The organism is Streptomyces sp. NPDC001852 (assembly GCF_042891825.1).
Taxonomy (GTDB): Bacteria; Actinomycetota; Actinomycetes; order Streptomycetales; family Streptomycetaceae; genus Streptomyces.
The window spans coordinates 319,744-341,469 of record NZ_JBIATN010000005.1 but is presented as its reverse complement, the minus strand read 5'-3'; the positions used below and the strand labels follow the sequence as shown (position 1 = coordinate 341,469).

General features: G+C 71.7%; 19 protein-coding genes. 10 read left to right on the top strand and 9 right to left on the bottom strand.

Going from position 1 to position 21,726, the window contains the following annotated elements; all coding sequences use genetic code 11:
- Position 1: 1 nt before the first annotated feature.
- Positions 2 to 673: a succinate dehydrogenase gene (locus ACFYZB_RS11770; protein ID WP_388757446.1), complete on the bottom strand. Its 672-nt coding sequence runs from the start codon at positions 671 to 673 to the stop codon at positions 2 to 4.
- A gap of 119 nt (positions 674 to 792) precedes the next feature.
- On the opposite strand from ACFYZB_RS11770, the gene ACFYZB_RS11765 reads away from it, so the two are divergent.
- Positions 793 to 1,677 carry a LysR family transcriptional regulator gene (locus ACFYZB_RS11765; RefSeq protein ID WP_388757245.1) on the top strand — a complete coding sequence of 295 codons (885 nt, stop codon included), beginning with the start codon at positions 793 to 795 and terminating at the stop codon, positions 1,675 to 1,677.
- A gap of 120 nt (positions 1,678 to 1,797) precedes the next feature.
- Here the strand turns inward: ACFYZB_RS11765 and ACFYZB_RS11760 are convergent, their stop codons facing one another.
- The 3 genes from ACFYZB_RS11760 to ACFYZB_RS11750 form a co-directional block, all read right to left on the bottom strand.
- On the bottom strand, positions 1,798 to 3,942 hold the full coding sequence (locus ACFYZB_RS11760) for a putative bifunctional diguanylate cyclase/phosphodiesterase (RefSeq protein WP_388757242.1): 2,145 nt from the start codon (positions 3,940 to 3,942) through the stop codon (positions 1,798 to 1,800).
- The gene (locus tag ACFYZB_RS11755) at positions 3,939 to 4,751 is read right to left on the bottom strand and encodes an SAM-dependent methyltransferase (protein WP_388757239.1); all 813 of its coding nucleotides are present in this window, start codon (positions 4,749 to 4,751) and stop codon (positions 3,939 to 3,941) included. The genes ACFYZB_RS11760 and ACFYZB_RS11755 overlap by 4 nt, the downstream gene beginning before the upstream one ends.
- A 258-nt stretch (positions 4,752 to 5,009) precedes the next feature.
- Complete coding sequence (locus ACFYZB_RS11750) at positions 5,010 to 5,966, bottom strand: SCO0930 family lipoprotein (protein WP_388757237.1); 957 nt, start codon at positions 5,964 to 5,966, stop codon at positions 5,010 to 5,012.
- 730 nt (positions 5,967 to 6,696) lie between these two features.
- On the opposite strand from ACFYZB_RS11750, the gene ACFYZB_RS11745 reads away from it, so the two are divergent.
- Both ACFYZB_RS11745 and ACFYZB_RS11740 read left to right on the top strand, forming a co-directional pair.
- Positions 6,697 to 6,837, top strand: a complete 141-nt coding sequence (locus ACFYZB_RS11745) for a hypothetical protein (RefSeq protein WP_388757464.1) — start codon at positions 6,697 to 6,699, stop codon at positions 6,835 to 6,837.
- Positions 6,838 to 6,872: 35 nt separating this feature from the next.
- Positions 6,873 to 7,637 (top strand): hypothetical protein, encoded by a 765-nt coding sequence (locus ACFYZB_RS11740; RefSeq protein ID WP_388757234.1) that lies wholly within the window; start codon positions 6,873 to 6,875, stop codon positions 7,635 to 7,637.
- A 72-nt stretch (positions 7,638 to 7,709) separates the two neighbouring features.
- Here ACFYZB_RS11740 and ACFYZB_RS11735 read toward each other — a convergent pair whose 3' ends face one another.
- Positions 7,710 to 8,417: a hypothetical protein gene (locus ACFYZB_RS11735; protein ID WP_388757232.1), complete on the bottom strand. Its 708-nt coding sequence runs from the start codon at positions 8,415 to 8,417 to the stop codon at positions 7,710 to 7,712.
- 332 nt (positions 8,418 to 8,749) lie between these two features.
- On the opposite strand from ACFYZB_RS11735, the gene ACFYZB_RS11730 reads away from it, so the two are divergent.
- Complete coding sequence (locus ACFYZB_RS11730; protein ID WP_388757229.1) at positions 8,750 to 9,421, top strand: class F sortase; 672 nt, start codon at positions 8,750 to 8,752, stop codon at positions 9,419 to 9,421.
- A gap of 38 nt (positions 9,422 to 9,459) precedes the next feature.
- Here ACFYZB_RS11730 and ACFYZB_RS11725 read toward each other — a convergent pair whose 3' ends face one another.
- Positions 9,460 to 10,293 (bottom strand): polysaccharide deacetylase family protein, encoded by an 834-nt coding sequence (locus tag ACFYZB_RS11725; protein WP_388757227.1) that lies wholly within the window; start codon positions 10,291 to 10,293, stop codon positions 9,460 to 9,462.
- A gap of 152 nt (positions 10,294 to 10,445) precedes the next feature.
- Between ACFYZB_RS11725 and ACFYZB_RS11720 the strand changes: the two genes are divergently transcribed.
- On the top strand, positions 10,446 to 11,948 hold the full coding sequence (locus ACFYZB_RS11720) for an MFS transporter (RefSeq protein WP_388757225.1): 1,503 nt from the start codon (positions 10,446 to 10,448) through the stop codon (positions 11,946 to 11,948).
- Here the strand turns inward: ACFYZB_RS11720 and lysX are convergent.
- Positions 11,893 to 15,174 (bottom strand): bifunctional lysylphosphatidylglycerol synthetase/lysine--tRNA ligase LysX, encoded by a 3,282-nt coding sequence (gene lysX, locus ACFYZB_RS11715; RefSeq protein WP_388757222.1) that lies wholly within the window; start codon positions 15,172 to 15,174, stop codon positions 11,893 to 11,895. The genes ACFYZB_RS11720 and lysX overlap by 56 nt on opposite strands.
- 943 nt (positions 15,175 to 16,117) lie before the next feature.
- Between lysX and ACFYZB_RS11710 the strand changes: the two genes are divergently transcribed.
- Together ACFYZB_RS11710 and ACFYZB_RS11705 are read left to right on the top strand one after the other, a co-directional pair.
- The gene (locus ACFYZB_RS11710) at positions 16,118 to 16,594 is read left to right on the top strand and encodes a universal stress protein (protein ID WP_351208487.1); all 477 of its coding nucleotides are present in this window, start codon (positions 16,118 to 16,120) and stop codon (positions 16,592 to 16,594) included.
- Positions 16,595 to 16,951: 357 nt separating this feature from the next.
- Entirely contained in the window at positions 16,952 to 18,376 is a 1,425-nt protein-coding gene (locus ACFYZB_RS11705; protein WP_388757219.1) for an amino acid permease, read from the top strand.
- Here the strand turns inward: ACFYZB_RS11705 and ACFYZB_RS11700 are convergent.
- Positions 18,334 to 18,546 (bottom strand): hypothetical protein, encoded by a 213-nt coding sequence (locus ACFYZB_RS11700; protein ID WP_388757217.1) that lies wholly within the window; start codon positions 18,544 to 18,546, stop codon positions 18,334 to 18,336. The two genes, ACFYZB_RS11705 and ACFYZB_RS11700, sit on opposite strands and share 43 nt — an antisense overlap.
- Before the next feature lie 217 nt (positions 18,547 to 18,763).
- On the opposite strand from ACFYZB_RS11700, the gene ACFYZB_RS11695 reads away from it, so the two are divergent.
- The 3 genes from ACFYZB_RS11695 (at position 18,764) to ACFYZB_RS11685 (ending at position 20,824) form a co-directional block, all read left to right on the top strand.
- On the top strand, positions 18,764 to 19,333 hold the full coding sequence (locus ACFYZB_RS11695; protein WP_388757214.1) for a sigma-70 family RNA polymerase sigma factor: 570 nt from the start codon (positions 18,764 to 18,766) through the stop codon (positions 19,331 to 19,333).
- Positions 19,334 to 19,478: 145 nt separating this feature from the next.
- A complete protein-coding gene (locus ACFYZB_RS11690) occupies positions 19,479 to 19,994 on the top strand; it encodes a hypothetical protein (RefSeq protein WP_351208484.1) in 516 nt (171 codons plus the stop codon).
- 173 nt (positions 19,995 to 20,167) lie between these two features.
- Positions 20,168 to 20,824, top strand: a complete 657-nt coding sequence (locus ACFYZB_RS11685) for a zf-HC2 domain-containing protein (RefSeq protein ID WP_388757211.1) — start codon at positions 20,168 to 20,170, stop codon at positions 20,822 to 20,824.
- On the opposite strand, the gene ACFYZB_RS11680 is transcribed toward ACFYZB_RS11685, so the two are convergent.
- On the bottom strand, positions 20,825 to 21,688 hold the full coding sequence (locus ACFYZB_RS11680) for an Fpg/Nei family DNA glycosylase (RefSeq protein ID WP_388757209.1): 864 nt from the start codon (positions 21,686 to 21,688) through the stop codon (positions 20,825 to 20,827).
- Positions 21,689 to 21,726 lie beyond the last annotated feature (38 nt).

Sequence of the window (21,726 nt, the reverse complement as noted above, 5' to 3'; positions counted from 1 at the left end):
GTCAGCTCACCACTCCGGTCATGACGCCCACGGGTACGGCGATGAAGCCGGCCGTGAGCAGCAGCGCGAGGACGTTGGCGATGGTCTTCAGGGCGCGGTCGCGGGTGCGGCTGCCGACGCCGAGGGTCTGGGCGGCGCTCCAGAAGCCGTGCCGGATGTGCAGGCCGAGCGCGAGCATCGCGACGATGTAGATGACGTCGCCGTACCAGGTGGAGAAGGTGTCGACCACGTTCTGGTACGGGTGGCCGGCCTGGAAGCCGCCGGAGTGCACGGTGCCGGTGGTCAGGTCCAGGATGTGCCAGACGATGAACAGGCCGAGGATGATCCCGCCCCAGCGCATGGTGCGGGTCGCGTAGCTCGCCCGGGGCCTCGGGTGCACGTACTTGCTGGGCCGCGCCTTGATGTCACGGCGGCTGAGCTGGTACGCGGACGTGGCGTGGGCGACCACGGCGACGACCAGGACGATCCGGATGAGCCAGAGCGTCCACTCGTAGTGCATGAAGGGCTCGCCGACGGTGCGCAGCCAGTGGGCGTAGTGGTTGAACTCGCCCGCCCCGAAGTAGATCTTCAGGTTGCCGATCATGTGCGCCACCAGGTAAAGCAGCATGATCAGGCCGCTGACGGCCATCACCGTCTTCTTGCCGACGGAGGAGTCCCACATCGTGCGCGCCATGGACGGCCGTCGGTCCGTCCGCGTTGCCAGAGCCATGACCAGCACGCTAGGGGCGAAGGACCCGATCAGTCCAAGACATGGTCCGCCTCGTTTCCATAGTTGGAAGCTATCCTTCCAGCATGCAGTTCCAGCAGCTCCAGTACTTCGTCGCCGTGGCCGAGACCCGGCACTTCACCCGCGCCGCCGAGCTGGTGCATGTCGCCCAGCCGTCGCTGTCGCAGCAGATCAAGGCGCTGGAGCGGGAGCTGGGCGCGGATCTGTTCCTGCGCGCCCGGGGCAACATCACGCTCACCGACGCCGGTGAGGCGCTGCTGCCGCTGGCCCGGCGGATCCTGGCGGACGCGGACACGGCCCGGTACGAGGTGCAGGAACTGGTGCAGTTGCGCCGGGGCCGGGTGCGGCTGGGGGCTACCCCGAGTCTGTGCACGGGCCTGCTGCCTGATGTGCTGCGCGCCTTCCACGACCGCTACCCCGGCATCCAGCTCCTGATCGAGGAGGGCGGCTCGCACGACCTGGTGCGGGAGCTGGCGCGCGGCGCCCTTGATCTCGCGCTGGTCGTCCTGCCGCTGCCGACGCCGTCGCCGGCGCTCAGCACGGTCGAGCTGCTGCGGGAGGACCTGGTCGTCGTGTCGTCGCCCGAGGTACCGGCCCCGGGCCGGGGTGGTCGGGTGGTGGACATCGGCGATCTGGAGGGTGAGCGGCTGGTGATGTTCCGGCACGGGTACGACCTGCGGGAGCTCACCGTCGCCGCGTGTCGCTCCGCTGGGTTCGAGCCGGAGTTCGGTGTCGAGGGGGGTGAGATGGATGCGGTGCTGGGGTTTGTGCGGGCGGGGCTCGGGGTTGCTGTGGTGCCGCGGATGGTTGCCACGCGGGCGGGGCAGGGGCTGAGGGTCACTCCGTTGGCGCGGCCGGGGTTGCAGCGGGTCATCGCATTGGCTCACCGCAGCGATGTGGCTCCGCCTCGGGCGGCGAGGGAGTTGCAGCGGATGCTTCTTGAGCGGTGACGGCGTTTGTTGCCGGATGCGTCTGCCTTTGGATCGCCGTTTCGGGCTTTCCGTTCGTCGTGGTTGCTCGCGCAGTTCCCCGCGCCCCTCAGGGAACTGCGCTGCCCCTCGTTGAAAGGCTCAGCCCGTTGCATCCACCAAGGCCAGGTCGTGCAGGCGATCTGGTGGGCCCGGGCGAGCGTAGTACCAGCCCTGGGCCGTGTCGCAGCCCAGTATGCGCAGCTGTTCGGCCTGGGCGCCGGTTTCCACGCCCTCGACGGTGACCGCGAGGTCGAGACTGTGGGCGAGGGTGACGATCCCCTCGACGATCTTGAGGTCGACGGGGTCGGCGGGGAACTGCTGCATGCCCCGCGTGAAGGAGCGGTCCAGTTTGAGGATGCGCACCGGGAGGCGGCGCAGGTTGGCGAGGTTGGAGTAGCCGGTGCCGAAGTCGTCCAGGGCGATGTCGACGCCCATCTCGGCCAGCCGGTGCAGGGGTTTGAGCAGGTCGTCGTCGGCGCCGATGAGCGCTGACTCGGTGACCTCCAGGCACAGGGCCTCCGGCGCGACACCCGCGCGCTCCAGGATCTCGACCGTGTCCTGGACGAGTCCCGGATGGCTGAGCTGGCACGGTGAGAGGTTGACGTTGATGCGCAGCGGCCCGGCGGTGGTCTCCTCGCCGTGGCGTTCTCGCCAGGCGCGGGCCTGGCGGATGGACTCCTCCAGCACCCAGCGGCCGAGCGGGACGATCAGGCCGGTGTGCTCGGCGAGCGGGATGAAGCGGTCGGGGCCGAGCACGCCGTGCTGGGGGTGCAGCCAGCGGACGAGGGCCTCGGCACCGCGGACGCTGCCGTCGCCGAGGTGGACCAGCGGCTGGTACTCGATGAAGAACTCGCCGCGTTCCAGGGCCGTGGGGAGGGCCGTCGTCAGGCCGTGGCGGGTGATGGCGCGGGCGTCGGCCTCGGGGTCGGCGAGTTCGGAGCGGTTGCCGCCCGCCGATTTGGCCCGGTACATGGTGATGTCGGCGCTGCGGAGGACCTCCGCCGCCGTGCGCTCGCCCGCGGGGCCCTCGACGATGCCGAGGCTGCCGCGCACCAGCAGGTCGCGGCCGTCGATGCTGACCGGCGTCACGAGGGCGTTCATGATGCGCTCGGCGAGTTCGTCCACCTCGCGCTCGGTGCCCGGACCCGTGGTCAGGGCCACGAACTCGTCGCCGCCGAGCCGGGCGACCATCTCACCGGGAGCGGTCGCACAGGACTGCAGCCGGTCGGCGACCTCCACCAGCAGCCGGTCGCCGGCCGCGTGCCCGAGGCTGTCGTTGATGGTCTTGAAGCCGTCCAGGTCGAGGTAGCACAGCCCGAAGCGCTGGCCCTCGCCCGCGTTCAGGGCCTTCTCCAGGCGCTCGAAGAACAGGCTGCGGTTGGGCAGGCCGGTGAGCGCGTCGTGGGTGGCCTCGTAGCGCAGCCGCAGGTTGAGCAGGCGGCGCTCGGTGGTGTCCTCCATGAGGGCGAGCTGGTACTGCGGGTTGCCGTCGGCGTCGCGCAGCAGGGAGACCGTCAGGTTGGTCCACAGCACCGTCCCGTCGGGGCGGTTGAAGGCCTTTTCGAGGTGGTAGTGCTCGCGCTCGCCACGGACGAGTTCGTCGTACAGCTTCCAGGTCTGCGGCGCGTCCTCGGGGTGCACCCAGTCCTGGACGCGACGGCCGCGCAGGGCATGGTCGGACTGCCCGAACATGCGCAGCAGCGCCTCGTTGACCTGCAGGACGTTGCCGTCGAGGTCGGCGATGCCGATCCCTATGGCGGCGCCCTCGAAGACCGCGCGGAAGCGGGCCTCGCTGGCGTGCAGCGCCTGCGCGACCACGCCCTGGGCGCGCAGCGCGGCCTGGGCGATGGACTCCTGCTCGGCGAGGGTGCGTTCGCGCAGCGCCTCGGCATATCCGGCGGCCATCGCGTGCTGCAACCGCGAGGAGCGCAGACGTGCGTCGTCCTGGGGGCCGTCCTCGGCGCAGTACAGCGCCAGGTAGGCGTCCACGCAGTCCAGGGTCCGGGTGAGCGCCTCGGGATCGGTGCAGTGCGCGCCGACCAGGGCGGCGCCGACCGCCTTCGCGCCGTCCGCGTCGAAGCCGTGCGCCCGCAGCAACCCGCTCAACCGGCGGGCGAGCGGAAGGAGGCGTTCCTCGAACTCGGCGCGGGTCAGCGACGTGGAGGTCACCGGGTAGACCGCCCGGCTCCAGATCGTCGTGAACCGGCGCAGTCTGTCCTCCGGCCCGTCCGGCTCGGCGCTCACGCCGTACGCCCCACTCCGGCGAATCCGGAGAAGGCGAACGGATCCTCGTCCTCCGGCGCCGACTCCGGCCGCCAGTGCGGCATCGGCACCAGTCCCGGTTCCACCATGTCGTACCCCTCGAAGAACCGCGCGATCTCGTCGCGCGAGCGCATGATGAGCGGATTGCGAATGTCCTTGTATACGTCCACCGCGCCCTCGGCCCGCTCGGCGGGCAGCGGGATTCCCTCGTACGAGGCATGGGTGAGGATCAGCAGGCTGCCGGGCGCGAGCGCGTCGCGCAGCTCGGCCACCGCTCCGTAGGGGTCGTCCGCGTCTTCCACGAAGTGCAGTATGGCAACGAGAAGGAGCGCGACAGGACGGTTCAGGTCGATCAGCCGCTCCACCTGGGGGCTGGAGAGGATCTCCTGCGGCTTGCGCAGGTCCGCGGCGACCACGTCGGCGCCCTCGTTGCCCGTCAGTACCGCCTGGCTGTGCGCGACGGCGACCGGGTCGTGGTCGACGTAGACCACGTGGGCGCCCGGTACGGCCGCCTGGGCCACCTCGTGGACGTTGCCGAACGTCGGGATGCCCGAGCCGATGTCGAGGAACTGGGTGATGCCCTCCCCGGCCGCGAACCGCACGGCACGGCGCATGAACGCCCGGTTGGCCTGCATGATCTTCGGCAGGCCCGGCATGAACTCCATCGCCTTGCGGGCCGCTTCCCGGTCCACCTCGAAGTTGTGCGAGCCGCCCAGGTAGTAGTCGTAGATCCGCGAGACGCTCGGCACCGTGATGTCGATGCTCCGTGGGGCCCAGGCGGGGCGCTCCATGTATCTCTCCAAGGGTAGGGGACAGGGACAGGCGATCCGGTGTTCGAGCTGAGGCTACTGATCGCCCGCCAAAGGAGCGACCCAAACCGGAAATTGACCGTCCGTTCCCCGCCACTGCCTGCGGCAAGTGCCCGTATGACACCGCTGTGTGACGGATTCCGCCGCACAAAACGGTCCGCCCCCTCCGTGCGGTGCGGAGGGGGCGGACCTTCGGTGGCGCTCCGGGCCGGGCGGGGCGATCGACCCTGGGGAGGTGATCTAGTTGCCCGGCGCGCCGACCGGCTTTCCGTCGGGCGAGACGGCGTACCAGGTGCCGCCCACGCCCTGACCGTTGGTGTCGCCGGGGGCCTTGTCCCCGGAGAAGGTGTAGATCGGCCAGCAGTTGACCGTCATCTGCTGCACACCGTCGGGACGGGTGAAGCCCATCAGGCCCTTCTTCTTGACGCCCTGGGTGTCCCCGGGCTTGACGATGCCGACGGCCGGCCACTTCTGCAGGCAGGCCCCGGTGCAGTTGGAGACGGACTTCGGCCAGGCCTTGTCCTTGAGGAAGCGGTAGACCGTCATGCCGTTCTTGTCGACGATGATGTCGCCCAGCTTGGGGTCCTTGCGGACGGACAGACCGGGCAGGGCGGCCAGGGAGGCCTTCTTGCCGTTCGGGGCCAGCGCGAACCACTTGCCGCCCACGCCCTGGCCGTTGACGTCTCCGGCGTTGGCGTCCTTGGCGTAGCGGTAGGCGGGCCAGCCGCCGATGGTGAGCTGCTTGGTGCCGTCGGCGCGGGTGACCTCGCCGAGCAGCGACTTGTCGATGCCGGCGCCGGCCGTGGCGTCACCGGCGGGCACGGGCGGCCAGGTGGTGGCGCAGGTCCCGTCGCAGTTCGACTTGGGCGGGTTGGCGGTGTCGTTGTCGAACCGGTACAGGGTCAGGCCGGAGCCGTCGGTCACCACCTTGCCCAGGTTGGCGTTGGCGGCGACGGTCAGCTTGCCCGCGGGGGCGGCCGCGGTCGGGGAGCTGGAGCTCTGGTTGCCGTCGGCGCCGTAACCGTTCCCGGATCCGGTGCCGGCACCGGTGGTCGGGCTGCCCGCGGGCGCGGTGGCGCCGACGTTCTGGGCCGCCGACGCCGGGGCGGTGCCGTTGTCCTGACCGCACGCCGTCGTCAGCGCCAGCACCGCAGCGGCTGTGGCCACCAGTGAGGCGGTCCGCCAGGAGGTCTTCATGTCCAACTCCCCATATTCGCCTGGATGTTGCAGCGCCATGCCGCGCCGCCGCACGGCCATGGGTACGCACCGAAGGGGGCGGAGCGTTCAACGGGAGCGGAAGTTTCTTCGGAAGCTGCTTCGGAAATGCTTCGGGAGTTCCTTGCCGAACCCTGTGACCTGTGGCGGCGTACGGGGCTCGTACGGGCGTGTGTATCGCACCATTGGTGCTCTTCTCCGCGTCAAACCACGGATCGCACTATGTCCCTCCTTCGGAGCAATCCGGGCGCACTACGGCGTACGACCGGTTTCCGCACCCCATGATCTTCGAGTGCATGGACCCGAAGTGACCCGATGCGCGCCCGTCGCGCGGGTGTTGGCCCTGGTGACACTGACCTGGACCCTGGTGGGCTGCCCGGCCGGAGTCGCGTCGGCCGACGCCTGTGCGTACGCCTCCACGGGGCCGGACGGCACGGTGGCGACGGCCTACGCCGGCGACCACCACTGGCCGCCCCTGCCGGCCTGTGCGAGCCCCACACCGACACCCACCCCGACCCCCAGTCCGACACCGCCCCCGCCGCCGGAACCGGCACCGCCGAGGCCGACGCCGACGCCGCGCCCGGCACCGAAGCCGACGCCGGAACCGAAGCCGCCGGCCCGGCCCCAACCGGATCCTCCGGCGCCGCGGCCGACCCCGACTCCGACCCCTGCACCGACGCCGCCACCGAAGCCGAAGGCCACCACACGGCCCTTGGTGACGAAGGTGAGCTATCCGGCGTACCACCCGCACCCCACCGCACACACCACGCCCGGCCACACCACGCCGGTCATCTACGTCCTGCTCATCACCGTGCCGGCGATCGTCGCCGTCGCGGCCCTGCGCCCGCGCTGACGGGCCGGGCCCCGCTCACCTTCTGGAGGTATCCGTTGCCGGATTGGCTTGTTCTCGTCCTCGCGATGCTGGCGGCCTGTGCCGTGGTGGTGGTCGTCACCCTGGTACGGCACAAGCGTGCCCCCGAGGACGAGGATCCCAGCGAGACCCCGGACGTCATCGAGTACATGACGATGTGGATCGGTGTCGTGTACGCCATCGTCCTGGGCCTTGCCATCGCGGGCGTGTGGGAGGCACGCAGCTCCGCGCAGGACTACGTGCAGTCCGAGGCCCAGGCGCTGCACGAGATCTCGGAGCGGGTCCGGGTCTATCCGCCCGACGTCCGGGACAAGATCCGCACCGATGTCAACACCTATGTCAGCTATGTCGTGCACCATGAGTGGCGGACGATGTCCCACGACGGGCGCGTCACCCACCGCGGTGCGCGGCTGCTGCAGACAGTGCGCCAGGACGTCACCGACTACCGGCCGAAGAACGACTTCGAGGCGCAGGCCTACCAGCCGTTGCTGGACCAGATGACCGCCGCCGACCAGGCGCGCAACGCCCGCGCCGACTCCACCGGGGCCACCATGCCACCGGTGGTGTGGTGGGGCCTGCTCACCGGGGCGCTGGTCACCATCGGCATGGTGTTCGCGCTGCAGATCCGGCGGACCACACGCGAGGTGGTCCTGGCGGGGCTGTTCTCCGCGACCATCGCGTTCATGCTGTTCCTCATCTGGGACTTCGACGCCCCCTACAGCCGGGGCATCGCGGTGACCGCGGAACCGTTCACGAACCTGTTCCCGGGCGTCACCGGATAGCCCGCTGACACCCGTCACCGGCAGGCCGTCGCCCCGGCTCCCCCACGGGGCCGGGGCGACGGTGTCAGCGCCTCAACTGCGCTTCTCGTTCCGGCGGCGCAGCCAGAACGCGCCGCCTCCGACGACCCCCAGGGTCACGAGTCCGGCGCCGATGGCCATGTCGACCGGTGTGGCACCGCTGGACCTGCTGCCACCGACACCGCCCTGGACGCCGCCGAGCACCGTGAACGCGGCCGGGCGGATCAGGGTCCTGTCCCCGCAGCGGATCCTGATGTCGTACCGGCCGGGAGGGGCGTCGCGGTCGACGTCGATGGTGCCGCTCGCGGTGTCGTCGCGGAAGTCGTCGAACTGGGTGGTGGGGAAGGCGCGGGAGGACATGGTGCCGCCACGGCAGGCGTCCGCGGCGACGGTGAGCCGGCCGCCGGCCGGGAGCACGCCGGGCGTGGCGACGATGTTCCGGGGGCCGCCGTCGCCACGGCCGCCGAAGTCGTCCTCGCTGTCACCGAAGTCGTCACTGCGGTCGCCGGAGTCGCCACCCCGGCGGACGTCGTCGCCGCGGTCGCCGGAGTCGTCGCTCCGGGCGCCGCTGCCGCTGTCGTCGCTCCGGCCGGAGTCGTCTCCTCGGCCCGGGTCGCGTTCGGGATCCCCGTTGTCCTTGAAGTGACCGTGGATGGTGAAGTTGCCGCCGTTGCCCGTGCCGTCCGCGACGGCGACGGGGACGGCGAACCCGAGCATGGCGACCGCGGTGCACGCGGCCGCCAGGGCACGTTGGTTTCGCATGTGCTCCTCCGCGGGAGGCCCCCGGGACCCGTCCCCGGGCGATCGGCGAGAAAACACCTCCCGGAGAGACCCTCGGGCGCGCGGAACACGCCCGCATGTCGAGAATGGTCCGTCCTGGTGAGCCAACACGCCGCGCAAAAAGCACATAATCGGATGTTGCTGCAGGTCACGGACCGTCAGAAATTTTCCACGGATGGCAACTCGGATGGCGCACCGCACGGGCCCTGGGCCACCCGTTCGCCACTCGACCCGATCGCCCCTCGTGTGCGCGGGACTTAGCGTTTTCCCATGCGCGAGGGCCGTGGCGAAGCCGCGTCGAGAGGGGATGGCGAATGTCTGCGTCCGAGCTTTTCGAGCTTGCCGAAGAGGAGGAACGGCGGAGGAAGCGCGCCCCGTGGGGCGTGACGGCGCTTGTTCTGCTGACCGGTCTGGCGCTCATCCGGAACGGTTCCGGGGAGTTCGACGTCGGTCCGCCGCAGCCCGCTTCGGCGGTGGCCCCGGACAGCCGCAGCGGCACGGGCGCCCTCTCCACGGCTCACGCATCGCTCGGGTTCTCCGCCGCCGACCGGGTCCGCATCCCCGCGATCCAGGTGAACGCGCCGGTCATGCCCGTCAGTCTGGACGCGGCCGGCTGGGTCGCCGCGCCGCCCCCGGAGGACCCCAACCTGGCGGGCTGGTTCACCGGCGCGGTCTCCCCCGGCGAGAAGGGCACCGCCGTCATCGTCGGGCACGTCGACAACGCCCGGGGCCCCGCCGTGTTCTACGGGCTCGGGTCCCTGAGGAAGGGAAACCGGATCGAGGTCCTGCGCAAGGACGGAAAGACCGCGGTGTTCGAGACCTATGGGGTCGAGGTCTTCTCCAAGAGCCGGTTTCCGGGCGACCGCGTGTACGGCTCGAGGGGCACACCGGAGCTGAGGGTCATCACCTGCGGCGGCGGATTTTCCAAGCAGAACGGTTACGACGGAAACGTCGTCGTCTTCGCCCGCCTGGTCGCGGTGAACTGAATGCACCGCGGCCGGGCGGCAGAAGAGCCTGGAAGCGGTTACACGCGCCGGTCCGGCACGGTCATGTGATACCCGGAGTCGAGGAGATGGGGCAGCCATTCACGGATGGCGTCGACGGTCTGCGACCGGTCGCCCCCGGCGTCGTGGGAGAGCACCACGACGCCGGGGGCGGCGCCGCTCTCCACCCGGTCGATGATGGTGTCGGTGCCGGGCTCCATCCAGTCGGTGGTGTCGACCGTCCAGGCCATCGGCTCCATGCCCATCTCGGCGCCCAGCTGGAAGGCGGCCCGGTTCCAGGCGCCGTAGGGCGCGCGGAACCACTGCGGGCGCTCGCCGTAGGTGTCCTCGATGACGTCGCTCGTGCGCTTCATCTCGGACCGGATCTGCCTGCGGTTGAGGGTCGTCAGCAGCGGATGCGTCCAGGTGTGGTTGCCCACCACATGGCCTTCGTCGGCCATCCGGGCCACCAGCTTCTTGTTGTCGACGACACACTCGCCGCACACGAAGAACATGGCCCGCACGTCGTACTTGGCGAGGGTGTCCAGGATGTGCGGGGTGTAGTCCGGGTTGGGGCCGTCGTCGAAGGTCAGCATCATGCTCCGGCCACGCCCGGAGATCTGGAGAATGGGCTCCTTGCGGACCTTCAGTGTGCGCGGCGCTGCACGCGGCGGTCCGTCACCGGTGAGCGGCTGGAGCCGGAAGGCGGAGGACTTGGGCGCCTGACGGGCCTGCGGTCCGGGAGCGGGGGCGGCAGTCCCGGCGCCGTCCCCGGCCCCGCCCGCGAGAAAGGTCCCGGCGGTACCCGCCGCTCCCAGCGCGGCGGCGCCGGCCAGGAGCATCCGGCGCCGTGTGAGCAACTGATCCTTCTGCATGACCCATCAGTCGCCCCACCGGACTCCGGCGCACCGCAGCGACACCGGTACGGCAGTGGGAATACACCCGGACGGACCAGCGCCGGGGCCGGTGCGGAACCGGTCACTCGGCTCTGATAGTCATTCAGTCCGCGCAAGGGGTCCGACAACCGATGTGGGGGCGAGCCGAGTTGGTGCACGGGGGAGAGAACGGGCTGCGGCACAGAGGGCCTGCGGTGGTACTGCTGGCGGCCGCCCAGGTGCTGGTCGTCTTCGACACCACCGTCTTCACGGTGGGGCTGCCGTGGATCGCGGTCCGGTCGCAGCTGTCCTTCCAGGGCCTGACCTGGCTGCTGAGCGTGTACAGCGTGTGTTTCGCCGCGCTGCCGGTGCTCGCGGGGGCGCTGGGTGAGGCGTTCGGGCAGCGACGCGTGCTGATGGGCGGCCTCGCCCTGTCGAGCCTGGCCGCCGTGGCACCGGCCGTGACGGTGGACTCCGAGGTGCTGCTCGCGGCACGGGCGGTGCAGGGTGTCGCGGCGGCGGTGATCACGGCCGGCGCGCTGGCGCTGATCGACTCCACGCATCCGGAGGCTCCGGGCCGGGACCGGGCGCTGAGCGTGCACTTCGCGGTCGTCGCCTGTGCCGGACCGGCCATGCTGCTGCCCACCACCATGCTGCTGGACGCCTCGGTACGGGGCGAGACGGTGTTCTGGGTGCAGGCCGTCGCGGGGGCGGTGCTGCTGGTGCTGACCCCGGTGGTGCTCACCGAGTCCGCTCCCCTGCCCGGGGCCGGTGCCCGGGTGGGCCGGGCGGCGCTGGGCGTGGTCCCGCTGGGTTTCCTGGCGTGGTTCGCGGACTGGCTCGGTGACCACAGCGTGTCCGCGACGACGGTGGTCGTCATCGCGGTGGGGGGCGCGCTGCTGCCGTCCGCCCTGGGCCTGCTCGGCCGGGCCGAGCGGGTCCCGGAACTGCTCGCCCGGCTGAACCGGGAGCGCGCCGCGTTCGGTGGGTACACGGTGGTGGCGCTGCTGGCGTCCGGCCTGGCCGGCGCCCTGTACGCCCTCACGCTCGCCCTGCAGGTGATCGGCGGGCTGGCCGTGATGCAGGTCGGCTGGGCCCTGCTGTCCGCCGTCGCCGGGGTGCTGCTGGGCTGTCTGGCCCTTCCCCGGGTGGCCGCGCGCGTCGGGCTCGGTGCCGCGGTGGCCGGGGCCTGCGGGGTGGCGGCCGTCGGCTTCGTCCTGCTGAGCCGGGAGGACGCCTTCCGCTTCGCCGATGTGCTGCTGCCGCTGCTGCTGGTCGCCTTCGGCTGCGCGGTGCTCGCCCTGCCCGCCGGTTTCGCCCGGTCCGGGAGCGGCGCGCTGCCCCAGGGTCTGAACTCGTCCCGGCAGTTGGGCGCCGGCCTGGGCGTGTCGCTGTTCGCCGGGATCGTCTCGGTCGCCATGCAGCGCATCCCGCGGTCCTCGCCCTACGGGACCTACTACAAGGACTACAAGGCCTTCATGACAGGCGCGGTCCGGGACTGCTTCGAGCTCGGCGTGGCGCTGTGTGTGACGGGTGCCGTGGTCGCGCTGCTGGTCCTGCCCCGGCACCGCTTCCCGGCGCCCGACCCGGACCCGGGCCTCAGCGGCGGCGCACCAGCGGGAACGGCAGGGTCTCCCGGATCGTCAGGCCGGTGAGGAACATCACGAGCCGGTCGACACCGAGGCCGAGTCCGCCGGTCGGGGGCATCGCGTACTCGAGGGCCTGAAGGAAGTCCTCGTCCAGTTCCATGGCCTCCGGGTCGCCGCCGGCGGCGAGCAGCGACTGCTCGGTCAGCCGCCGGCGCTGTTCCACCGGGTCGGTCAACTCGGAGTAGGCGGTGCCGAGTTCGGTGCCGAAGGCGACGAGGTCCCAGCGTTCGGCGAGGCGTGGGTCGGTGCGGTGCTGCCGGGTCAGCGGGGAGACTTCGGTCGGGAAGTCCTTGTAGAACGTGGGGAGTTGGGTGCGTTCCTCGACCAGTCGCTCGTACATCTCCAGGACGATGTCGCCGGGCCCGTCGTCGGCGGTGTACGGCACCCCGGCCCGGTCGCACAGCCGGTGCAGCCGCAGCAGCTCGGTGCCGGGGCCGATCTCCTCCCCCAGCGCCTCCGAGAGTGCGCCGTACACCGTTATGACCGGCCACTCCCCGGAGATGTCGTACTCCTGCCCGTCCTTGCGGGCCACCGCGGAGCCGAAGGCGGCCCGCGCCGCGCCCTGGATCAGCTCGCGGGTGAGGTCGAGCATGACGTCGTAGTCGGCGTACGCCTGGTAGGCCTCCAGCATCGTGAACTCGGGGTTGTGCTTGTAGGAGACGCCCTCGTTGCGGAAGGTGCGGCCCAGTTCGAAGACCTTCTCCAGGCCGCCCACACACAGCCGCTTCAGATACAGCTCGGGGGCGATGCGCAGATAGAGGTCCAGGTCGTACGCGTTGATGTGGGTGGTGAAGGGGCGGGCGTTGGCGCCGCCGTGGATCTGCTGCAGCATCGGGGTCTCGACCTCCACGAACCCTCGGTCCAGCAGGCCCTGGCGCAGGGCCTGTACGGCGGCGGAGCGGGCCCGGATCACGGCGCGGGCGGCGGGGCTGGTCGCGAGGTCGAGATAGCGGCGGCGGACTTTCGCCTCGGGGTCGGCGAGGCCGCGGCGTTTGTCGGGCAGCGGGCGCAGGCACTTGCCGGTGAGCTGCCAGGAGGTGACGAAGACGGTGGGTTCGCCCCGGTCGCTGAGGGCGGTACGGCCGGTGGCGGTGATGTGGTCGCCGATGTCGCTGTCCGCCGTGAACCGGTCGAGCGCGAGGGCACCGGATCCGTCGCGGGTGAGGGCGATCTGGTGGTCACCGGACCAGTCGCGCAGCACGGCGAAGACGATGCCGCCGAAGTCGCGGACCAGCATGAGCCGCCCGGCCACGGTGACCTCCGCGCCGGGAGGCACGTCGGCGAGGGCGTGGGTGGGGGCGGGGACGCCGACCGGGTACGGGTCGGTGCCGTCGGCGCGCAGCCGGTCGAGCTTGTGATGGCGGACGCGGACCTGGTCGGGCAGGCCCGCGTCCGGTGCGGCGGGTCCGGCCCGGTCCCCTCCGTCGAGGCCGAGCGCCGTCAGGGGTGGCAGCCCGTGGGTGGTCGCGGGCCGCTGCCCGGGCTTCGGGTGCCCCTTTCCCCAGAGTGTGCGCAACGACGGTACGGAGACGAAGCCTTCGGCGATGCCGGAGGCCAGGCCGATGCGGGCGAGGGAGCCGGTGTCGGCGTAGCAGATGAAGCGCGGGTACCACTCGGGGTTGTACTTGGCGTTGGAGCGGTACAGGGCCTCCAGTTGCCACCAGCGGGAGAAGAACAGCAGCAGGCGGCGCCAGAGCCTCAGGACGGGTCCGGCGCCGATGCGGGCGCCCTCCTCGAAGACCGACCGGAACACCGCGAAGTTCAGGGAGATCCTGCGGACGCCCAGCTTGGGGGCGGCGGCGCACAGTTCGGCGACCATGAACTCCATGACCCCGTTGGGCGCCGCGCGGTCCCGGCGCATCAGGTCCAGGGAGACGCCGTCGCGGCCCCAGGGCACGAAGGAGAGCAGGGCGAGGAGCCTGCCGTCCTCGCCGAGGGCCTCCACGAGCAGGCAGTCGCCGTCGGCGGGGTCGCCGAGCCGGTCGAGGGCCATGGAGAAGCCGCGTTCGGTCTCGGTGTCGCGCCAGGCGTCGGCCTTGTCGACGACCTCCTTCATCTCGTGGTCGGTGAGGGTGGCGTGCCGGCGGATGCGGCAGGTGGCGCCGGTACGGCGGACGCGGTGCACGGCCTGCCGGGTCACCCGCATGTCCCGGCCGTTCAGGTCGAAGGCGGCCACCTGCACGATCGCCTCGTCGCCGAGCTGGAGGGCGCCGAGTCCGGCGCGGGCGTAGGCGCGGGCGCCGTCCTCGGAGGCGCCCATCACGGCGGGCGCCCAGGCGTAGCGCCGGGCCACGTCCAGCCAGGCGGCGATGGCGTGCGGCCAGGCCTCGGGGTCGCCGACGGGGTCGCCGCTGGCCAGGCAGACGCCGGCCTCGACGCGGTAGGTGACGGCGGCCTTGCCGCTGGGCGAGAAGACGACGGCCTTGTCGCGGCGGGTGGCGAAGTAGCCGAGGGAGTCCCGTTCGCCGTAGGCGGCCAGGAGGGCGCGGATACGGGGCTCCTCGTCGCCGTGCAGCGCGGCTTCCAGGCGCTGGGACCGGAAGAGGGTGGCGGCGGCGTTGAGCAGTGCGAGGGCGCCGAGCAGGCCGAGCACGAAGGTGACCGCGCGTGGCGGGCGGCCGGAGAAGGAACTGCTCGAGACCAGCCCGCCGCACACCCGGTCGGCCGCCCAGGCCAGGTGCTCGTTCGCCGGGAGCGTGCCCGGGAACAGCATGACGAGCGCCCAGCCCAGCGCGATGGCCACCACGAGCCCGCCGAGCAGCACGGCGAGCGCCCGCCAGACGGCGCCGCGGCGGGAGGCGGCGTAGAACTCCCCGCGGGCCACGACGAGCAGGATCAGGAGCAGGCCGCACAGCACCAGGGAGGGCAGCGACTCGGCGAACAGGCCGAGGGCGACGCCGAGCGCGTCGGTGAGAACGACCAGGCCGAGATAGACGACGACCAGCCACCAGGCGACCTTCTTGCGCGCGGCGGTGGCCGCGGCCAGCAGGAACAGGAACACGGCGTAGGCCAGGTTGGCGCTGATGGGCACCAGCAGCAGGTCGAGGGCGTGGGCGACCGGGCGGAGCAGGCGGCGCAGCGGTTCGATGAGCGCGAGCAGGGCGCACAGCAGGCCGAGGGCGGCGAACAGCGCCGCGAAGGCCTCCGGCACCCAGCCGAGGCGTCCACCGGCGGGCGGACGTATCGGGGCCGTGGGGTCCCTCCGTGCGGCGGGCTCCGCGCGTGCGGTCATGGTTCCGACTGTAAAAAGGCGTCGCGCGACTCGCCCGTCGAGGGATGCCGGGGGTCACAGTCGAGGGATGCCGGGGGTCACAGGAGACCGGGTTCCGGGAGATCCGGTTCCGGGAGATCCGGCTCCCGAAGAGGTCAGGGTCCCGAGAGGTCCGGGTCCGAGAGACCAGACCCCGGAAGACCGGGTTCCGGAGACCCGATCCGACCGGGTCACGGGTGCCGAAACGGGGGCGGGGCCGGGGGGGCCGAGGCAGGGGCAGGGGCGACGAGCGAGCGGCGGGGCGGGGGCAGTGGCGGAGAGGGGGCGCCGGGGCAGGGGGTCGGGGCGAAGACCGGGGCACCAGGCCAGGAGGCCAGGGCAGGGCCGGAGACCATGGGTGGAAACCGGACGCCGGGACCGGGGCCGGAGACTGGAGGACGGCGGACGCCGGGGACCGTTGCCGGACGTCGGGGGCCGGGGACGGAGACCGGAAGCAGAAGCAGGGCCCCGGAGACCCGGAATCGAAGACCGGGGCAGGGGATCGAGGATCGGGACCGAAGAAGGGACCAGGGGCAGGGGCCGAGGCCGGAGAGGGGGCGCACGGACGGGGGCAGGCGCCGGGGACAGGGCGCCGCGACCCGAGCCAGGGCCGGAGACCGGGCGTACGGACGGGGCCAGGGCCGGGTAACGGACAGGGGACCGGGGGCCGGGGCCCGAACACCGGGACCGGAGAAGAAGTCGGGGGCAAGGCCAGGGCCCGAGACCGGGTGCCGGGACCGGAGATGGGGCAGAGGCCCGGCCATCGGCCCGGCACGCCACGGCCCACCTCGGTGAGGGACTGTGATCCGGGGCCGGTGCCCCGGCGGCGCGGTCCGGCTCGTCCACCCGAGTACCGGTCCCTCCGACCACGGGGGCGGCCGACCACTGCTCTGCAGGAACGGTGGATTCCGATAGCCTCACGACCGTGACGGAACAGCACTCGCATTCGCCCTCGCACTCTCAGTTCGAGCGGGGTACGGACGGGCCGAAGGTGATCGTGGTCGGGGTGGACGGCTCCGACTCCTCGTTGCGTGCCGCGGCGTACGCGGGCGGCCTCGCCCGGCGGCAGCACGCGTTGCTGGCCGTGGTGTACGTGCAGCCGGTGCTGGCCGCCGGGGCCGCGCTCGGCGCGCCGGTGGCGGAGACGACCGACGAGATCGCCGAGGACCTCGTCGCCTACATCCGGCAGGCGGCCGAACGGGTCAAGGGGATATTCGAGGTGCGCTGGGAGTTCCACACCTTCCGCGGCGACCCGTACAGCGGACTGGTGAAGGCGGCCGACGAGCTCAAGGCGGACGCGGTGGTCGTCGGCGCCTCCGAGCAGGCCGGGCACCGGATCATCGGGTCGGTGGCGATCCGGCTGGTGAAGGCGGGGCGCTGGCCGGTGACGGTCGTACCGTAGGGCGCCCATCAGCAGCGGAGGCGCCGCCAGCACCCGGTGACGGCCTTGCCGGTGACCGACCGATCGGCGAGGGCATACGGGCCACCCGATCGGCTTCGCCGTCCTGCGCCCTGCCGACACTCGGCCCGGCGCACCCGGCGCTGTCCCCGGCCGCCCCCGGTGTGCCGGCGATCCTGGTCCGGGCCGCGGCGAACAGCCCTCGGAACTGCACGTCCGTCTCGGCGCCCGGCGATCGGCCCGGCTCGCGGACCGCGCCTGGACGGCCGTCCGGGCCGTGCGTGGCGTCTTCCCAGTGCGGCGCCCCTGAGCCATCATGATCCGCCGTCAGCCGTTGCCGTCGGCGAAGAGGTGAGGCGCATGGCCGGGCTCCGCGCGGGTGAGGGGATTCTCCGCCGCAAACCCATCGAACACATCGAGGAGACCGAGGTCGGCGACGGCACCCGGCTGGCCCGCTCGCTCGGACTCTGGCAGCTCACCGCGATCGGGGTGGGCGGCATCATCGGCGCCGGCATCTTCACCCTGGCGGGCACGGTGGCCCACGGCACGGCGGGCCCGGCGGTGCTGGTGTCGTTCCTGATCGCCGGCGTGGCGAGCGCCTGCGCGGCGCTGTCGTACGCCGAGTTCGCCGGGCTGATCCCGAAGGCGGGATCGGCGTACACCTACGGATATGCGGTGCTCGGCGAGTTCGCGGGCTGGTTCATCGGCTGGGACCTGCTGCTGGAGTACACCGCAATCGTCGCGGTGGTGGCGATCGGCATCTCCGGCTACTTCGGCTTCCTGGTCGAGGAGATGGGCGCGAAGCTGCCGCACTGGATGCTGGGCGCGCCGGGCACCGGGGCCGGGCACCGGGTGGACCTGTTCGCGGCGGTCCTGTGCCTGCTGATCGCCTGGCTGCTCAATCTGGGCATGCGCAGCGCGGCCCGCTTCGAGACGTTCGTCGTCGGTTTGAAGGTACTGGTGGTGCTGCTGGTGATCGGGGTGGGCATGTTCCACATCGACACGGCGAACTACCACCCCTTCTTCCCGTTCGGCATCGGCGGCGCCTTCACCGGCGCGGCGACCGTGTTCTTCGCGGTGTTCGGCTACGACGCCATGTCGACCGCCGCCGAGGAGTCCAAGGACGCCCAGCGTCACATGCCGAAGGCGATCATCTACTCGCTGGTGATCTCGATGGTGCTGTACGTGGCGGCCTGTCTGGTGCTGACGGGCATGCAGGACTACAGGCACATCGACCCGGAGAGCGGCTTCTCGAGCGCGTTCAAGTCGGTGGGGCTGAACGCGCTCGCGGACGTGATCGCGGTGGGCGCGATCATCGGCATCCTCACCGTGATGTTCACGTTCATGCTGGGCGTCACCCGCGTGTGGTTCTCCATGTCCCGGGACGGTCTGCTGCCCCAGTGGTTCGCCCGGACGCACCCGACGCGGCATGTGCCGACCCGGGTGACCTGGATCGTCGGGGCGGGCTCGGCCGTCATCGCCGGGTTCGTCCCGATCGGCTCGGCGGCCGAACTGACCAACATCGGCATCCTGCTGGCGTTCGTGGTGGTGTGCACCGCGGTGATCGTGCTGCGCTACCGGCGCCCGGAGCTGCCGCGCGCCTTCCGCACGCCGTGGATGCCGGTCGTGCCGGCACTGGGCGTCGTCTTCTCGATCTGGCTGATCACGTTCCTGCAGTGGCAGACCTGGGTGCGGTTCGCCGTGTGGTTCGTGATCGGGTGCGTGATCTACTTCGGCTACTCCTACAAGCGCTCGGCGCTGGCCCAGCGGCACCCCGTGGAATGACCGCCCGCCTCCGGTCCGACGCCGCCGGAGGCGACGAGGGTGAAGCCGCGGGCGGCTGCTCCGGACGGGGCCGGGTGCGAGGGCTCGTGCCGCTCGTGGTTCTGGTACGCGGCCGCGGCCGCGAGGACGGCGGTGAGGGCCAGCGCCACCTGTTGTCTGCGTCCGATCATCAGCTCACCCCGGGCTGGTCGTATGACCGACAAAGCTGTTGATGGTCATATGGGTACGACGCCGGCTCATCGGATAAACGGCCCGAGCGCTGTCGTTAGCCCGTCCGGTGCCGAGCCGCACCGTTTGCCTGACCGTTCACCGACGCGATCGACCGTCCGTCGCTTCAGCCGTGCGCGCGCCCTGTGCCCCGGCCGTGCGCTGCGCTGCCATACGGCCATGACGGCCGGAACCTCACTGATCCACCAGGCGGCGGCAGGGCCCCACGGGACGACGACCGCCGAGCACGAACTGGCCGCGCTCCAGCGCGAGCACGGCGGGCCGCTGTTCGCCCTGCTGCTCAGGCTCTGCGACGGCGACCGGCAGCGCGCCGAGGACCTGGTCCAGGAGACCCTGGTGCGCGCCTGGCAGCATCCCGAGGCGCTGCACGCCGAGGACTTCGACTCCGTACGGCCCTGGCTGCTGACGGTCGCCCGGCGGCTCGCGATCGACGCGCGGCGCGCCCGGGAGGCCAGGCCCCCGGAGACCGGCGCCGAGATCCCGGAGAGCGCACGGGTGACCGCCGATCACGCCGAACGGGCCGCCGCGATGCTCGATGTCCGGGAGGCTGTGAAGACACTCACGCCGGAGCACCGTGACGTCCTCGTACTCGTGTACTTCCTCGGGGCCAGTGTGGCGGAAGCGGCGCAGACCCTGGGCGTGCCACCCGGTACCGTGAAGTCCCGCGCGCATTACGCGCTGCGCGCGCTGCGCCGGGTCCTTCCGGATTATGCGGCCGACCTGCACTGAAACCGGAGCCCTGGTCAAACCTCGGTAAAGCGCCTTGCTGTGGCCCCCGTTCGGGCAATGGGCTGTCCTCATCCGCGTTCCGGGCAGGCGGCCGGACCCGGCGGGGCCGGGCGACGCGCACACACCGGAGGAAGGGCAGGAAGGGATGCTGCACAGAGGGCACGAGAGCACGGACGGCACCGACGGCGGTGAACTGGCCGTCCCCATGGCCTGGTTGTACGCCGAGTACATCGCCGACGAGTTGCTGCGCACCGGCGATCTGATGCCGCCGACCTCCTTCGAGTTCAGGGCCGGCCGGGACGCGCTGGCGCTCACGGTCTTCCTGTCCGACACGGACGGGGAGCTGTCCGGCATCCGGGTGATCTCCCAGCTGGAGAACTGGCTCTCCCTGACCGCCTACGACCAGCCGTGGCGGGACTGGGTGCGCGAGCGCATGGCCGAGCTGGCCGAACAGGCCGACCGGGCCGGCACCCGCTCCCCCGACCTGGCCCTCGCCGTGGACGCCTGGCGCTGGCTGGAGGAGACCGAGCTGCTCGCGCCGGACCTGGACGCGGTGCCGGGCGGCGGCGGGCCGGCCGGCGAGGACGACGGTCCGAAGGTGTGGACCCCGGCCTGGCGGCTCGGGCTGCCCCTCGGGCACCTCGCGATCCATCTGTTCTGACCCGTCGCCCGGGGCTTTCCGAAGTTTTCCGGAATCGGACCAATCCGCGGGCCGCGCGGCTCCGAATCCCTCGTCCGGGATTCTGTGGGTGGCTTGAGTGATTCGGCTGTCGGCTGCGTACGGGTGGGAGCACGGAGTAACCCCACCCGCACCCATCGGCACGAGGATTCGGCATGAGGTCCCTGGAAAGGCATCGCGACGTCGGCGCGTACGCGCTCGGCGTGCTGGACGAGGCGGAGGCCTTCCGCTTCGAGGACCACCTCATGGAGTGCCCTCAGTGCGCGGCACAGGTGACCGAATTCGGTCCCGCCACGCGGCAGTTGATGCTGTACCGCCGGGCCACGCCGCGCTTTGTGCACCCCATGGCACAGCCCGGTCCCCGGCTACTGGACCGGCTGCTCGGCGAGGTCGCGCACCGGCACCGGGCGCGACGCCGGCGCTTTCTGTACGGCCTGGCCGCCTCCGTGGTGCTGGCCGTGGCCGGTCCCGGGATCGTGGCCTTCGCCGGCCATGTGGAGCCGGCCGCGCACATCACCGCGGCGACCGATCCGAAGACCGGGGTCTGGGCCGAGGTCACCGCCGACGACGGGGACACGGGCAGCCGGCTGCTGCTGCGGGTGAAGGACGGCACCGGACCGCACGCCTGCCGGCTCGTGGTCGTGGGCCGCGACGGCTCCGAGCAGGTCGTCGGCAGCTGGATGGAGCCGGGCCACAACACCCGGACCTTCACCGCCCTCGGCTCCTCCACGATGCACCCGGACGACATCGCCCGCTACGACGTGCGCACCGCGGACGGGCAGCGGCTCGTGTCCGTCGATGCGGACCGGTGACTACTTCAGCAGCCGGGACAGTCTGCGGTCCGCCAGCGGTTTGCCGCCGGTCTGGCAGGTGGGGCAGTACTGCAGCGAGGAGTCACTGAAGGAGACCTCGCGGATGGTGTCGCCGCACACCGGGCAGGGCTCGCCGGTCCGGCCGTGCACCCGCAGGCCGCTCTTCTTCTCCGCCTTCAGCCGCCCGGCGGCCAGGCCCCGGGAGCGGTCGACCGCCTCGGTGAGCGTCGAGCGCAGCGCCGCGTGGAGCCGGTGGGTCTCCTCCGGGGTCAGGGAGGCGGCGAGCTTGAACGGGGACATCTTCGCGGCGTGCAGGATCTCGTCGCTGTAGGCGTTGCCGACGCCGGCGATCAGCGACTGGTCGCGCAGGGCGCCCTTCAGCCGGCGTCTCTCGTCCCTGAGCAGGGCGGCGAGGCGGTCCTCGTCGAAGTCGGCGGCGAGCGGGTCCGGGCCGAGCCGGGCGATGCCCTCGATCTGCTGCGGATCGCGGACGACGTACACCGCGAGGCGTTTCTGGGTGCCGGCCTCGGTGAGGTCGAAGCCCTCGCCGGTCTCCAGCGCCAGGCGCAGCGCGAGCGGGCCCTTGCCCGGCCGGGGCGGGCCGTCCGGCAGGCGGTCCTTCCACTGCAGCCAGCCGGCGCGGGCCAGGTGGGTCACCAGGTGCAGCCCGCTGTCCGCCGCCAGGTCCAGGAACTTGCCGTGCCGGTGCACGGCCGTCACCTCGGCGCCCTCGAGGGCGGTGACGGGCGGGTCGTACGTCTTCAGGACGCTGACGGCGACGGGCAGCACGCGCGCCACCCGGCGGCCGACCAGGTGCTCGGTGAGGAAGTCCTTCAGTGCTTCTACCTCGGGCAGTTCCGGCATGGTTCCAGAGTGCCATCCGGTACCGACACCGCCGGGAA

Excerpts from the sequence above, each read along its gene's own strand:
- ACFYZB_RS11730 (WP_388757229.1), top strand. The coding sequence starts at position 8,750 with ATGTCTGCGTCCGAGCTTTTCGAGCTTGCCGAAGAGGAGGAACGGCGG.
- ACFYZB_RS11720 (WP_388757225.1), top strand. The coding sequence starts at position 10,446 with ATGTGGGGGCGAGCCGAGTTGGTGCACGGGGGAGAGAACGGGCTGCGG.
- ACFYZB_RS11685 (WP_388757211.1), top strand. The coding sequence starts at position 20,168 with ATGAGGTCCCTGGAAAGGCATCGCGACGTCGGCGCGTACGCGCTCGGC.
- ACFYZB_RS11690 (WP_351208484.1), top strand. The coding sequence starts at position 19,479 with ATGCTGCACAGAGGGCACGAGAGCACGGACGGCACCGACGGCGGTGAA.
- lysX (WP_388757222.1), bottom strand. The coding sequence starts at position 15,174 with ATGACCGCACGCGCGGAGCCCGCCGCACGGAGGGACCCCACGGCCCCG.
- ACFYZB_RS11735 (WP_388757232.1), bottom strand. The coding sequence starts at position 8,417 with ATGCGAAACCAACGTGCCCTGGCGGCCGCGTGCACCGCGGTCGCCATG.
- ACFYZB_RS11700 (WP_388757217.1), bottom strand. The coding sequence starts at position 18,546 with ATGATCGGACGCAGACAACAGGTGGCGCTGGCCCTCACCGCCGTCCTC.
- ACFYZB_RS11695 (WP_388757214.1), top strand. The coding sequence starts at position 18,764 with ATGACGGCCGGAACCTCACTGATCCACCAGGCGGCGGCAGGGCCCCAC.
- ACFYZB_RS11765 (WP_388757245.1), top strand. The coding sequence starts at position 793 with ATGCAGTTCCAGCAGCTCCAGTACTTCGTCGCCGTGGCCGAGACCCGG.
- ACFYZB_RS11725 (WP_388757227.1), bottom strand. The coding sequence starts at position 10,293 with ATGCAGAAGGATCAGTTGCTCACACGGCGCCGGATGCTCCTGGCCGGC.
- ACFYZB_RS11680 (WP_388757209.1), bottom strand. The coding sequence starts at position 21,688 with ATGCCGGAACTGCCCGAGGTAGAAGCACTGAAGGACTTCCTCACCGAG.
- ACFYZB_RS11750 (WP_388757237.1), bottom strand. The coding sequence starts at position 5,966 with ATGAAGACCTCCTGGCGGACCGCCTCACTGGTGGCCACAGCCGCTGCG.
- ACFYZB_RS11755 (WP_388757239.1), bottom strand. The coding sequence starts at position 4,751 with ATGGAGCGCCCCGCCTGGGCCCCACGGAGCATCGACATCACGGTGCCG.
- ACFYZB_RS11770 (WP_388757446.1), bottom strand. The coding sequence starts at position 673 with ATGGCGCGCACGATGTGGGACTCCTCCGTCGGCAAGAAGACGGTGATG.
- ACFYZB_RS11705 (WP_388757219.1), top strand. The coding sequence starts at position 16,952 with ATGGCCGGGCTCCGCGCGGGTGAGGGGATTCTCCGCCGCAAACCCATC.